The 12,240-nt window shown below is 61.4% G+C and carries 12 protein-coding genes; 7 read left to right on the forward strand and 5 right to left on the reverse strand.

Annotation, left to right across the window (positions count from 1 at the left end):
• Positions 1-465 precede the first annotated feature (465 nt).
• The 5 genes from QQL24_RS21980 to QQL24_RS22000 all read left to right on the forward strand — a co-directional run bounded on the left by QQL24_RS21980 (position 466) and on the right by QQL24_RS22000 (position 5,338).
• A complete protein-coding gene (locus QQL24_RS21980) occupies positions 466-1,854 on the forward strand; it encodes a coiled-coil domain-containing protein (RefSeq protein ID WP_284314436.1) in 1,389 nt (462 codons plus the stop codon).
• A gap of 238 nt (positions 1,855-2,092) precedes the next feature.
• Entirely contained in the window at positions 2,093-2,863 is a 771-nt protein-coding gene (locus QQL24_RS21985) for a DUF6065 family protein (RefSeq protein ID WP_284314437.1), read from the forward strand.
• On the forward strand, positions 2,850-3,659 hold the full coding sequence (locus tag QQL24_RS21990) for a DUF6065 family protein (protein ID WP_284314438.1): 810 nt from the start codon (positions 2,850-2,852) through the stop codon (positions 3,657-3,659). The genes QQL24_RS21985 and QQL24_RS21990 overlap by 14 nt, the downstream gene beginning before the upstream one ends.
• 110 nt (positions 3,660-3,769) lie before the next feature.
• The gene (locus QQL24_RS21995) at positions 3,770-4,042 is read left to right on the forward strand and encodes a hypothetical protein (protein WP_284314439.1); all 273 of its coding nucleotides are present in this window, start codon (positions 3,770-3,772) and stop codon (positions 4,040-4,042) included.
• 732 nt (positions 4,043-4,774) lie between these two features.
• A complete protein-coding gene (locus tag QQL24_RS22000; protein ID WP_284314440.1) occupies positions 4,775-5,338 on the forward strand; it encodes a TetR/AcrR family transcriptional regulator in 564 nt (187 codons plus the stop codon).
• Positions 5,339-5,493: 155 nt separating this feature from the next.
• On the opposite strand, the gene QQL24_RS22005 is transcribed toward QQL24_RS22000, so the two are convergent.
• The 5 genes from QQL24_RS22005 to QQL24_RS22025 form a co-directional block, all read right to left on the reverse strand.
• Entirely contained in the window at positions 5,494-6,024 is a 531-nt protein-coding gene (locus QQL24_RS22005) for a metallophosphoesterase (RefSeq protein ID WP_284314441.1), read from the reverse strand.
• Between the two features lie 215 nt (positions 6,025-6,239).
• On the reverse strand, positions 6,240-8,192 hold the full coding sequence (thrS, locus tag QQL24_RS22010) for a threonine--tRNA ligase (RefSeq protein WP_284314442.1): 1,953 nt from the start codon (positions 8,190-8,192) through the stop codon (positions 6,240-6,242).
• A gap of 52 nt (positions 8,193-8,244) precedes the next feature.
• Positions 8,245-8,553, reverse strand: a complete 309-nt coding sequence (gene yidD / locus QQL24_RS22015) for a membrane protein insertion efficiency factor YidD (RefSeq protein ID WP_284314443.1) — start codon at positions 8,551-8,553, stop codon at positions 8,245-8,247.
• A gap of 195 nt (positions 8,554-8,748) precedes the next feature.
• The gene (locus QQL24_RS22020; protein WP_284314444.1) at positions 8,749-9,078 is read right to left on the reverse strand and encodes a hypothetical protein; all 330 of its coding nucleotides are present in this window, start codon (positions 9,076-9,078) and stop codon (positions 8,749-8,751) included.
• 178 nt (positions 9,079-9,256) lie between these two features.
• Positions 9,257-9,718 (reverse strand): iron-sulfur cluster assembly scaffold protein, encoded by a 462-nt coding sequence (locus tag QQL24_RS22025; protein WP_284314445.1) that lies wholly within the window; start codon positions 9,716-9,718, stop codon positions 9,257-9,259.
• A gap of 139 nt (positions 9,719-9,857) precedes the next feature.
• Between QQL24_RS22025 and folE the strand changes: the two genes are divergently transcribed.
• Together folE and QQL24_RS22035 are read left to right on the forward strand one after the other, a co-directional pair.
• Positions 9,858-10,505: a GTP cyclohydrolase I FolE gene (gene folE, locus QQL24_RS22030; RefSeq protein WP_284314446.1), complete on the forward strand. Its 648-nt coding sequence runs from the start codon at positions 9,858-9,860 to the stop codon at positions 10,503-10,505.
• Between the two features lie 105 nt (positions 10,506-10,610).
• On the forward strand, positions 10,611-12,239 hold the full coding sequence (locus QQL24_RS22035) for an NADP-dependent glyceraldehyde-3-phosphate dehydrogenase (protein WP_284314447.1): 1,629 nt from the start codon (positions 10,611-10,613) through the stop codon (positions 12,237-12,239).
• The last annotated feature ends 1 nt before the right edge of the window (position 12,240 follow it).

A 12,240-nucleotide genomic window follows, 5' to 3' on the forward strand; every position in this document is an offset into this window, starting at 1 on the left:
TAGTCGATCGACAAACAAGCTTCGGCGGCCTTTCTCGACAGTTTCGGACTGGAGTGTCGTGTACGAAGCCGTCATGGTCAACAGCACACGGGTGGCAGCGCTTCTGGCCGCTGATCACTCGGTTGCTCGACCAGAAAAGTCTTTCGAGCGATGGAGCATAGCTTGAAGAATGCTGCAGCGGAGCGCAATGAGAGACAACTCTTTCTGTACTCGTTTGCTTTGACGATAAGTCGCCCAGACTAAGATTCAACTTGTATGACGTAGCACAGTATTCAGACTGCGTTAATCGCATGCCGCAGAATCACTTGACTCATAGGCTGCATTTTGATGTTCCTTGAAGCAGGGGCAGGCGAGGATTGCGCGCTTTCCGGCCTGGGGCAGGCGGAAGTGGTTCTCAGCAGAATATATGACTGTCCGGCACAGTGAGTAGCCATCAGAAGGCATTGTCACGGCGGGATCGAACATATGACTGTCAATAAGAAGCTTCGTGCGAGTTGCTCTGCCTTGGCGATTGCCTGTTTCCTGGGGCTGGCCGCGCCTGCTTGGGGGCAGGAGGCGTCCAATGCCGAGCTTTATAAGCTCCTCATGAAGCTTCAGGCCAGACAGTCGGTGCTTGAGAACAAGCTGAAGGCCGCCGATGCCGAGATCGACCGGTTGAAGTCCAGGCCGGCAGGCAAGAGGCGCGAGGTGGTGACGGCGGAGCCGGCCCCTGCTCAGCCGGTTGAAGCCGTAGTCACTCCACCGGTACCGAGCAGGCAGGCCGTTTCCGCCCCCAATTTCAAGCTTGAGGCTGGCGGCGGCGGTGGCAATGGCGGCAGCGCCTTCGGATATGTCGGTGGCTCGGCGGCGATTCCGCTAGGCGAACCCTTTGGTTTCCAGATCGATGCCCTCGGCGGTATGACGCGGGACAATGGGTTTGCGGGAGCAGCCGGCCATGCCTTCTGGCGTGATCCGCAGGCTGGCGCGATCGGCGCCTATGGCAGCTATGTCTATGGTAGCGGAGCCTGGGCGTCGAATACGGCCGGCATGTACAACGCCAAGGCCGGTCTGGAAGGACAGCTCTATTGGGGGCAGTTCAGCTTCGAGGGGATTGCCGGCGCCGAGTGGAGCCGGGTGGGCGATGTAGTTGGCTTGGATGGGCAGAAGAATGAGGTGCGCTTCTTCGACGATGCCCGCATCGCCTGGTATGTCACGGACAATCTCAAGCTGAATATCGGCCATCGCTACAGCGGCGGCCGGAACCAGCTCGTCGGCGGCGCCGAGTACCTCACGAATTTCACGACGAATACGGCGGCGTCGATCTTCGCCGATGCGGCTTTTGGCGGCCGGTCCGACGACGCATTGGGCCGTTCGCGTGACGGACATGATTTTTCGTTCATGGCCGGCGTGCGGGTCTTCTTCGGTACGGAGCCGAGCCGGTCCACGCCATCGGTGGCGGTCTGGTGCAAGAATCCCGAACAGAACTATCGCTGTGTGATCACGCCCGACCCTGAGGGCAAGTCGCTCATCCGGCGGGATCGCGAAGACTATATGCCGAGCTATATTGGCCGGGATGCCGCAGACCTGCCACGTCCGCCTAGGGGAGCAGCCGTTGGCGGAACACCCGGCGCACCTGGAACCCCCGGGACACCGGGTCTGCCTGGGACACCGGGTCCTATTGGGACACCCGGTCTTCCTGGGCCAACGGGCGACACCGGACCGACTGGTCCGACCGGCCCGACGGGACCGACCGGACCGGTGGGCGACACGGGGCCGACCGGCCCAACCGGCCCGACGGGCGACACCGGACCGCCGGGCCCACCGGGACCGACCGGCCCTACAGGCCCAACGGGCCCAACGGGCCCTGCCGGTTAGCTTGAGCCGACCCTGACTACGGATAAGTGACACCAGGGCTCGCTGCCCTCACAAAACAGCGGGTTCCTCATGATCGGTTGCTCAGGCAAAGGCCGGGCTAAGGCGCGCCCGGCTCCCCCTGCTTCATGCCGACGCTGTCTCTCCGACGTTCGAACGCAGTGGAGAGGCCCGATTTTCGGCTGGCATTTGATGGTCCGACTGTCGCATCCTGCTCTCCGGCTTTCTCCGGGTTTCCATGATGGCACCTCCCAAGCTTGATTGCTTCGCGCTCTCTCCAAATCCGCCGGAATTGGTTGCCAGCTCGAGCGAGCGCGATTGGATGGATCGCACCAGCGACCATTTCGCCTATCGCTGCACACCCTTGGCCATCGCCAATGCGACAGGCTGGGAAGTGCTCAATCCCTCCGGCTTTTCCGCAACCTGGACCGGTGGCAACGGCAAGGACGACATCATCCTGCGGCCCCACGAGGCGGGGCGATCCTTGCACCAGACGGGCTTCTTCTTCGGGCACGGCATATTGAGCTTTCATCCCGGCTACCTCTTCCGCACCGATCCGGGGTGGGTGATCTGGGCGCGTGGCTCCCCCAACCGCATCAAGGACGGTATTCACCCCCTCGACGGGCTGGTGGAGAGCAACTGGTTGCCTTTCCCCTTCACCATGAACTGGAAGTTCACCCGGCCCTGCACGGTGCATTTCGAGAAGGACGAACCCTTCTGCTTCATCACGGTGGTGCCCAGCGTCGCAATCGAGAGCATCCAGCCCACGATAAGGCCGATCGAGGACGCTTCAGAATTGCATCGCGAATATAAGATCTGGGCCAGCGAGCGAACGAGATTCTCGGCAGCGCTCAATCTGGGCGACCCTCTGGCCGTGGAAGAGAAATGGCAGAGAAATTATCTTGTCGGTAAATCGCCTTCGGGGCGTTCGATCGCTGGCGATGATCACCGCGTCAAGCGCAGTCTCAGAAGGCCCGTCTCGGAGTGTCCGGTGAAGCATGAGCCCGAATGACAGGAACGAAACGGATCCTGCGCCGACGAAAGCGCCCAGGTTCGAATGCTACGCGCTCATCGACAATCCGCCGGCGCTGGTGCCAGGCGTCGCCGAGCGCGACTGGATGGACTATACCAATCATCGCTTCGCCTATCGCTGCACGCCTCTGACCATGGCAAATTCGTCGGGCTGGGAGTTGCTCAATCCGCTTGGATTTTCGGCGACCTGGACCGGCTATAACGCCTCCAGCGAGGTTATCCTGCGGCCGCATGACCCAGGCCGGCACCTTCATCATGTCGCGCTGAACTTTGGTCATGGCATCATCACCTTCCACCCCGGTTACCTCTTCCGCACGGATCCGGGCTGGATGGTCTGGGCTCGGGGCGCGCCGAACAGGCTCAAGCACGGCATCCAGGCGCTGGACGGCCTGGTGGAGACCAATTGGCTGCCATTTACCTTCACCATGAACTGGAAATTCACCGAGCCCGGTACGGTGCATTTCGCCAAGGATGAGCCCTTCTGCTTCATCACTATGGTGCCCAGCGTCGCCATCGAAAGCGTCCAGCCGGTGATGGGACGCATCGAGGACAACCCGGATCTCCACCGGGAATACAAATCCTGGAACAGCGAGCGCACCAAATTCAATGCTGCCTTGAATGCGGGCGACGAACTGGCGCTGGAGCAGAAATGGCAAAAGAACTATCTGGTCGGCAAGTCGCCGACCGGCAAGTCGACGGCTGACGAGAACCACCGCGTGAAGCGCGGCCTGAAGGAGCCGCTTCCTGCCAGTCGCGTCAAACCGGTGCAGGATTAGCCAAGTTTTCCTTGTCGATATCTCCAGTCGGCGGATCTGCCTGTCATGTTTGTTCTTTATTTGTTCCGATAACTCGGGCATGAAGGAGAGCGGATCCGGAGAGGCAAGACATGGAACGGGATCAGGTCGGGGAAGTCGGAAGCAAACCTGCGATCGACGAGGATGAACTGGCGCGATCCGTCGAGGAAGCGATTCGCCTCGCGGACGGCGATGTCCGTTCGGCCCTTGCCGCTTCCCTCATTGCCAATGCCTATCTGGAGGCGGAGGTCGAACGCCTGGCGGCGGCGGTTGCCAGAGGTTATGTGCGCGGCAGGGTTCGAACCGGTGCCGAAAGCCCGGCTCCGGTTGTTAGCCGCATCGTCGGAAAGCAGGAGGATCGGTAGCGGCGGCTTCCCGCCATTCCTTCGAATGGCGCGAGGAGATGCCGAAATATCATCCGGGCGGTGTGAAATTGCTCGCCCGAGGCGAGGCCTGCTGAATCGTAGATTTCAGGAAGAGGTCAGGTTCGCATGGTCGATGGGCAGTCTTGCCCCTCACATGTCGTCCTGTAACAACTCCCGATTGCAGTATTCCGGCGAAGTCTGGCGAATATCGAGACTATCGGTTCCAACTAAAAACGCCGCACCCGTTGGGAAGGTGCGGCGTTCCATTACGAACTATAATATTCAGGTTTAGGCAGCGTGGGTCGCCGTCATTTACGCTTTGGTGCTAACAATCGTTACCGAACGCGGAGGATATCTACTCATAATCCCCCATTGCGACATTCTGATCTCATAAAGCTTCAGCACATCGCCGTTGCATGATTTATAAGACGCGGCGTCTCCTTTTGCAACGAGAAACGATACGGTGCGGGTTGAAATTTTCGTGAACGGCGAGGCTCCTGTGGACACGTCGTTTCGCACGGGCCAATCGAGCGGGCTGCCATGCGGGGCGGGCTCGCGGCCTGAAGTGGAGGTGGTAGCCCGTTACGACGCCTGCAAGGGGGAGTTGATTGCCAAAAGACGGGAATGCGTTTATATACGAGACATTACGTCTAGAATTGATATTTAACGTATAAGGAGTTGTCCGTGGCCATTGCTCAGCAGGCGGCGCGTCCGGTCGGAAGACCGCGGTGCATGGAGACGCATAGGGCGATTTTGCACGCTGCCGCAGATCTTCTTGAGCATACGCCTTATCGCGACATCTCGGTCGAGCGCATTGCGGCCTCGGCGGGTGTGGGCAAGCAGACCATCTACCGCTGGTATGACAGCAAGGCGGACCTCTTGCTCGACGCCTTCCTGACCCGCTACAGCGAAGCCATGCCACCTGTGGTGGTGGGCGGCGAGCCCCTGGTCAATTTCCGCGCCTATCTTCACCGCCTCGCGGCCTATCTGCCCAATCCGGTGATGGAGGGAGCCTATCGCGCTTTGTTCGCCGAGGCGCAGTTCGAGCGGGGCTTCCGCCAGCGCTTCAGCGAGATCGTGCTGAAGCGCCGACAGGATATCGCCCGAGCCTTCGTGATCTCCGCCATCCACAAGGGCCAGATCCGCGACGATGTCGATCCCGACCTGATCGTCGACATGGTGCTGGGGCCGATCCTCTTCCGCTTCCTCTCCACCATCACGCCGCCTGACTTGGCCTATGTCGATAAGGTGATGGACATGGTGCTGGGTGGCGTTGCCGTCAGGAACCTGGCGTAAGGGTCGGAGCGGCTTCCAGACAGGCATTCTCATTAAGGGCGGTGTTCCCTTGCCGGTCTGAAGACGGGCACACCGAGAAGGCGCAGGTTGGTGTGCCGGTCTTCAGACCGGCAAGGGAACACCGCGATTCAGGGACAAAACGACCCGTTTCGAGTTCACGAGCCGAAATGCTTGTCGCGCGTCGCCATGATCGCGGCGATCTCCTCCACCGCCAGCGGTGCGTAATCATGGCTGTCGATGCCGACATCCAGGCTGTAGCCGAGCGGCTGGTCGTCCAGATTGCCATGGACATGGCCGAACAGATGCCAGGCTCCGCTCCAGGCACCCGGCCATTCGCGCATCGGATAGTGGCAGAGCACGATGCGCTGGCCCTTCCAGCTGATCTCCTTGATATCGGAAATCGAACGCAGGCGCGGTGAGCCTTCCAGCTTCTCCCGGCTGTCATGATTGCCGATGATCAGATGGATCTGGCCGTGTAGCCGCTCCAGATAGTCCTGCGGCGGCTTGCCGGCACGAAAGCTGATGTCGCCGAGGTGATAGACCAGGTCATTGGGCGCCACCTTGCTGTTCCAGCGTGCGATCAGGATCTCGTCCATCGCCTCCGGACTGTCGAAGGGACGCTTACACAGGCGAAGGATGGATTCGTGGCCGAAATGGGTATCAGCGGTGAAGAAGAGCTTGCTCACGGGGAATGATTCCTGGGATCGCTGGCTTCCAGCCGGCTCTTAGAGACGTTTAGTAGGCCGGAATGGGCGCAGTTGGTGTGCCGGTCTTCAGACCGGCATGCCTTCAACCTAGGTGACAAGATGCCGGTCTGAAGACCGGCACACCAACTGCGCCCCGTGCTTCAGGCGCCACATTTCCAAGAGCCGGCCGGGAGGCCCGCAGTCCGGCGCATGCATCAGCGCTTGAGGTCCGGCGGCGTGGCTTCCTCCACCAGCACCGTGATCGCCTCGTCCAGTGACAGCGACTGCTGCTGCTGGGAACCGAGGCGGCGGATCGAGACGGTGCGTTCGGCCGCCTCTCGCTTGCCGAGGGCGAAGATCACCGGCGTCTTGGTGAGCGAATGCTCGCGCACCTTGTAGTTGATCTTCTCGTTGCGCAGATCGGCCTCGGCCCGCAGCCCCGCCTTCCTGAGGGCGGCGACCACGTCCTCCGCATAGTCGTCGGCTTCGCTGGTGATGGTGCAGACCATGATCTGTTCGGGCGCCAGCCAGAGCGGGAAGTGCCCGGCATGGTTCTCGATCAGGATGCCGAGGAAGCGCTCCATCGAGCCGCAGATGGCGCGATGGATCATCACCGGCGTCTTCTTCTCGCCGTCCGAATCCACATAGAAGGCGCCGAAGCGTTCCGGCAGGTTGAAGTCGACCTGCGTGGTGCCGCACTGCCAGTCGCGGCCGATGGCGTCCTTCAGCGTGTACTCGAATTTCGGGCCGTAGAAGGCGCCTTCGCCGGGATTGATACCGGTCTTGATGCGCCCGCCCGATTGTTCCTCGATCTGTTTGAGCACCTGCATCATGACGTCTTCGGCCCGGTCCCACAAATCGTCCGAGCCGACGCGCTTCTCCGGGCGTGTCGAGAGCTTGACCACGATCTCGTCGAAGCCGAAATCGGCATAGGTCGACAGGATCAGATCGTTGATCTTCAGGCACTCGGCCGCCATCTGCTCGTCGGTGCAGAAGATATGGGCATCGTCCTGCGTGAAGCCGCGCACACGCATCAGCCCGTGCAGCGCGCCCGACGGTTCGTAGCGGTGCACGGCGCCGAACTCGGCGAGGCGCATGGGCAGGTCGCGATAGGATTTCAGGCCATGCTTGAAGATCTGCAGGTGACCCGGGCAGTTCATCGGCTTGATGGCGAAGATGCGGTCGTCATCCGTGTCCTCACCGGCGGACTTCGCCATGAACATGTTTTCGCGATACCAGCCCCAATGGCCGGATATCTCCCACAGATGCTTGTCGAGCAACTGTGGGGCGTTGACCTCCTTGTAGTCGGCCTTGAGGCGCCGGCGCATATAGGCGATCAGCTCCTGGAAGATCGTCCAGCCTTTTCCGTGCCAGAACACCACGCCGGGGCCTTCTTCCTGGAAATGGAAGAGATCCATCTCGCGGCCGAGGCGGCGATGGTCGCGCTTCTCCGCCTCCTCGATCTGCTTGAGATAGAGGTCGAGCTCCTCCTGGCTGCGCCAGGCCGTGGCGTAGATGCGGGTCAGCATCGGGTTGTTCGAATCGCCGCGCCAATATGCGCCGGCCACCTTCATCAGCCGGAAGGCGTTGCCGATCTGGCCGGTGGAGACCATATGCGGGCCGCGGCAGAGGTCGAACCAGTTGTCCTGATAATAGATCTTCAGGTCCTGGTCCTCGGGGATGGCATCGACGAGCTCGACCTTGAAGGCCTCGCCCTTGTCGCGGAATACCTGCCTGGCCTTGTCGCGGCTCCAGATCTGCCTGGTGAAGGGGGCGTTTCGATTGATGATCTCGCGCATCTTCGCTTCGATCTTCGGAAAGTCTTCCGGCGTGAAGGGCTCGTTGCGAAAGAAATCGTAATAGAAGCCGTTCTCGATCACCGGGCCGATGGTGACCTGCGTGCCCGGCCAGAGCGCCTGCACCGCCTCGGCCATGACATGGGCGGCGTCGTGGCGGATCAGTTCCAGCGCTTCGGCGCTGTCGCGGGTGACGATCTCGATGCGTGCATCCTTGCCGATCTCGTCCGCGAGATCGCTGAGCACGCCATCGACCTTCATGGCGATGGCCTTCTTGGCCAGGGATTTGGAGATGCCCTCGGCAACGGCCTTGCCGGTCACGCCGGGCTCATAGGAACGCTGATTGCCATCGGGAAAAGTCAAAACAGGCATAGTCTGTCTCCAGGCTCACTCCTGCCAACCAAGCAGGTAAGCGAATTGCGTTTCAGTTTTCGGGGTTGCCCTCGTCGCAGACGAAGGGCCGGCGTCGGCCATAGCGCCACGGTCTATACCAGCTTCCCTCGACGGGCAATTGCTCCGGCACGGGATCGAGACCCGATCCGCCCCAGGGATGGCAGCGGCAGATGCGGAAGGCTCCCATCCAGCCGCCGGCCCATACGCCATGCCTCTCGATCGCTTCCTCCGCATATTCCGAGCAGCTTGGGAAGTAGCGACACTGACGCCCGATCAGCGATGAAAGGGTCACCCTGTAGGCGATGATCGTGTAGCGGGCGATGGTGCGGGGCAGGGTCATGGGGATCACGCGACGTTGCCAGGCAAGGAGAGATCGGACAGGGCGCAACGTCATTCCGGGCGACCGTAGGGAGACCCGGAATCCATGAACACGGTCTTCATAGCACAGTGCTCATGGATTCCGGCTTTACGCTTCGCTACAGCCGGAATGACGCCGCGGCGAGGGCCAGTCTTGACAATCTCCCGGCTCCTCTAATCACTCCTCCAGTGCGATATCCCTCTCCAGGGTCTCGACGATGTTGATCATGCGCTTGGTCTGGTCGAAGGCCATCTGTAGCCTCTCCTCCAACTCGATCATCTCGTTGAGCGAGGCGAGGGAGAACTTGCTGCCGCGCAGGAATTCGCTGCGTTTGAGGGAAACGGAACGGTCGGCCCAGATCGATTTGTAGGCCAGCACGAGTTCGTCCGGATAGCCCTTGAACAAAGCGTGGAGATCCTTGTCGCTCTCGACCCGGCAGGTGAGCTCGAACTTCTTGCCACCGATCAGGCCGGATTTGGCGTTGCGCCGCAGGATCAATTTCAACATAGGCGCCCCCCCGTCATTCACAAAACCAGGATGCTCATTTCCCCGAAATGCCGGCAAGTTCAAGGCCCGAATGAAATTTTTCGCTGGGAGCGCGGACATCTTGTCCGCTTTTAATCCGCCGGCTGCGGCAAGGAGGCGTAGCCGTCGAGCTATGCGCCCATTCCCTTGACGTCGAGGTTCAAGAGGCGGACAGGATGTCCGCGCTCCCGGATTTGTTCGCCTCGATGCTGTCGAGGGCCGACACCACGGCGTCGAAGGTGAGCAGCGTCGAGGCATGCCGGGCCTTGAAGTCGCGTACCGGCTCCAGCACGGCCGCTTCGGCGAAGCGTCCCTCGGGGGGCGGGCCGTTTTCCTTCAGCATGCGGCGCATCGTCTCGCGTACTTCCCGCAATTCGGCGCTGCTGGCGCCGATGATGTTGCGGGCCATGACGGAGGAAGAGGCCTGGCCCAGAGCACAAGCCTTCACGATATGGGCAAAGTCCGAAACCTTGTCGCCGTCGACCGTAAGTTCTACTGAAACGGTGGAACCGCAGAGCTTGGAATGGGCTGTCGCCGCCGCGTCTGCGTGCGGCAAATGGCCGATACGCGGAATATTCGCTGCTAATTCGAGAATACGTTTATTATAGACGTCATCGAGCATGGGCAGGTCGCTTGGTTGTAGGCGCGTTGCTCCCGACTATATAAGCATGGAACGCGTGTTGGGGAGGGGATGTTATCCCCCCAGGACGAAATGATGGTTTTTACCGCCGGGCCAGGTGCCTGATGGTTGGAGTGGTTTGATGGATGCGCTTGTAGACAAGCATGCGGCCCAGACGGAACGGGATGGCGATCGTCGCACGCCTGTACACCGCCCCTCACGCGAGGAGGCCGAGGCAGCCGTGCGCACCCTGATCCAGTGGGCGGGCGACGACCCGGGCCGCGAGGGTCTTCTCGACACGCCGCGCCGCGTGGCCAAGGCGTGGCAGGAGATGTTCGCCGGATATCACCAGGATGTCGGCGAGGAACTCGACACGATTTTCGAGGAAGTCGGCGGCTATCAGGACATGGTGCTGGTGCGCGACATCCCGTTCTTCTCCCATTGCGAGCACCATGTGCTGCCGATCCTCGGCCATGCCCATATCGCCTATTATCCCCGCGGCGGCGTGGTGGGCCTGTCCAAGCTTGCCCGCGTCGTCGACATCCATGCGCGGCGCCTGCAGACGCAGGAGCACCTCACGGCCGGCGTTACCCAGGCGATCGAGGAGCACCTCAAGCCCCGCGGCCTCGCCGTGATGGTGGAGGCCGAGCATATGTGCATGGCGATGCGCGGCATCCAGAAGCAGGGCCTCTCCACGGTGACGACCGGCTTCACCGGCATCTTCAAGGAAGATCCTCAGGAACAGCTGCGCTTCCTCACCCTGGTTCGCCAGGCTTTCAAGGCGCGCTGACACCGTCACCGCGCGTCTTACTCCTTTTACAAACCGTGCTGCAGAGTGCCGGCATCGCGTTGCGCTGCCGCGCGAGGATACGCCACAGCATAAGGAGAGACGACCTTGCCCCAATCATCAGCCCTCAAGGAACTCTTTCCCCGCGTGGAAGACATTCCAGCCGATTATCGTATTGGGGCGCAGATCCATCAGGACAGTGTGCTGGTGAACGGCGAACTCCTCCCCTGGAGGGGCGAACGCCAGAAGGTTATCTCGCCTATCCAGTTACGACGCGATGACGGCACGCTGGAGGCGCTTGAACTCGGCAGCATTCCCAGGGGCGGCGTCGAGGAAGCCGATGCGGCGCTTGCCGCGGCCGTCAAGGCCTATGACAGCGGCCGCGGCGCCTGGCCCACCATGAAGGTGGCCGACCGCATCGCCTGCATGCAGGACTTCACCCGGCAGATGGTGGCCAAGCGCAGCGAGATCGTGCGCCTGATCATGTGGGAGATCGCCAAGAGCCTGCCCGATGCCGAGAAGGAGTTCGACCGCACCGTCGACTATATGCGCGCCACCATGGAGGCCCTGCGCACGCTCGACAACGACAATTCCCGCTTCCAGATCGTCGACGGTACCATCGGCCAGATCCGTCGCACGCCGCTTGGCGTGGTGCTCTGCATGGGCCCCTACAACTATCCGCTGAACGAGACCTTCGCCACGCTGATCCCCGCGCTGATCATGGGCAACACCATGGTGTTCAAGCCGCCGCGCTTCGGCGTGCTGCTGTTTGAGCCGCTGCTGGAGGCCTTCCGCAGCGCCTTCCCGGCCGGCGTGATCAACATGGTCTATGGCAAGGGCTCGGAGGTGGTGCCGCATCTGCTCGAATCCGGCCACGTCAACGCGCTCACGTTGATCGGCTCCAGCAAGGTCGCCGACCATCTCAAGAAGATGCATCCCAAGACCAACCGACTGCGCGCCATTCTCGGCCTCGACGCCAAGAATGCGGCGATCGTGCTTGCCGATGCGGATCTGGAACTGGCGGTGAAGGAATGCCTGCTCGGCGCGCTTTCCTTCAACGGCCAGCGCTGCACAGCGTTGAAGATGCTAATCGTGCACAGCTCCATCGTCGACCGCTTTCTGGAACGGTTCTCCGAGGAACTGGCCAAGCTCAAGATCGGCATGCCCTGGGAGAAGGGCGTCGCCATCACGCCGCTGCCGGACAGGGCGAAGACCGACTACATGATCGAATGCGTCGAGGACGCCAAGGCCAAGGGCGCCAGGGTCGTCAATGCCGGCGGCGGTGAAGACTACGCCACGTTGTTCCGGCCGGCGGTGGTCTATCCGGTGAGGGAAGGCATGAAGCTCTACCGCGAGGAGCAGTTCGGGCCGATCGTGCCGGTGATGCCTTTCGACGATATCGAGACGGCGCTTGATTACGTCATCACGTCCGATCATGGCCAGCAGGTCAGCATCTTCTCCTCCAGCGCCGATGATATCGCCACCCTGGTCGACCCGCTGGTCAACCAGGTCTGCCGCGTGAACATCAACTGCCAGTGCCAGCGCGGTCCGGATGTCTTCCCCTTCACCGGCCGCAAGGATTCGGCGGAAGGCACGCTCTCGGTCACCGATGCCCTGCGCTCCTTCTCGATCCGCTCGATGATTGCCGCCAAGCAGACGGAGCCGAGCAAGAAGCTGCTCGACGAGATCACGCGCAGCCACAAGTCGAAGTTCATCCACACGGATTATATCTTCTGAG

The sequence above is a fragment of the Labrys miyagiensis genome, from assembly GCF_030160835.1.
In the GTDB taxonomy this organism is placed as follows: Bacteria; Pseudomonadota; Alphaproteobacteria; order Rhizobiales; family Labraceae; genus Labrys; species Labrys miyagiensis.

What these genes read in the sequence shown, in the direction of transcription:
- thrS (WP_284314442.1), bottom strand. Translation starts at nt 8,192, where the DNA reads ATGCCTGTTTTGACTTTTCCCGATGGCAATCAGCGTTCCTATGAGCCC.
- QQL24_RS21980 (WP_284314436.1), top strand. Translation starts at nt 466, where the DNA reads ATGACTGTCAATAAGAAGCTTCGTGCGAGTTGCTCTGCCTTGGCGATT.
- QQL24_RS21995 (WP_284314439.1), top strand. Translation starts at nt 3,770, where the DNA reads ATGGAACGGGATCAGGTCGGGGAAGTCGGAAGCAAACCTGCGATCGAC.
- QQL24_RS21990 (WP_284314438.1), top strand. Translation starts at nt 2,850, where the DNA reads ATGAGCCCGAATGACAGGAACGAAACGGATCCTGCGCCGACGAAAGCG.
- yidD (WP_284314443.1), bottom strand. Translation starts at nt 8,553, where the DNA reads ATGACCCTGCCCCGCACCATCGCCCGCTACACGATCATCGCCTACAGG.
- folE (WP_284314446.1), top strand. Translation starts at nt 9,858, where the DNA reads ATGGATGCGCTTGTAGACAAGCATGCGGCCCAGACGGAACGGGATGGC.
- QQL24_RS22020 (WP_284314444.1), bottom strand. Translation starts at nt 9,078, where the DNA reads ATGTTGAAATTGATCCTGCGGCGCAACGCCAAATCCGGCCTGATCGGT.
- QQL24_RS21985 (WP_284314437.1), top strand. Translation starts at nt 2,093, where the DNA reads ATGGCACCTCCCAAGCTTGATTGCTTCGCGCTCTCTCCAAATCCGCCG.
- QQL24_RS22000 (WP_284314440.1), top strand. Translation starts at nt 4,775, where the DNA reads ATGGAGACGCATAGGGCGATTTTGCACGCTGCCGCAGATCTTCTTGAG.
- QQL24_RS22025 (WP_284314445.1), bottom strand. Translation starts at nt 9,718, where the DNA reads ATGCTCGATGACGTCTATAATAAACGTATTCTCGAATTAGCAGCGAAT.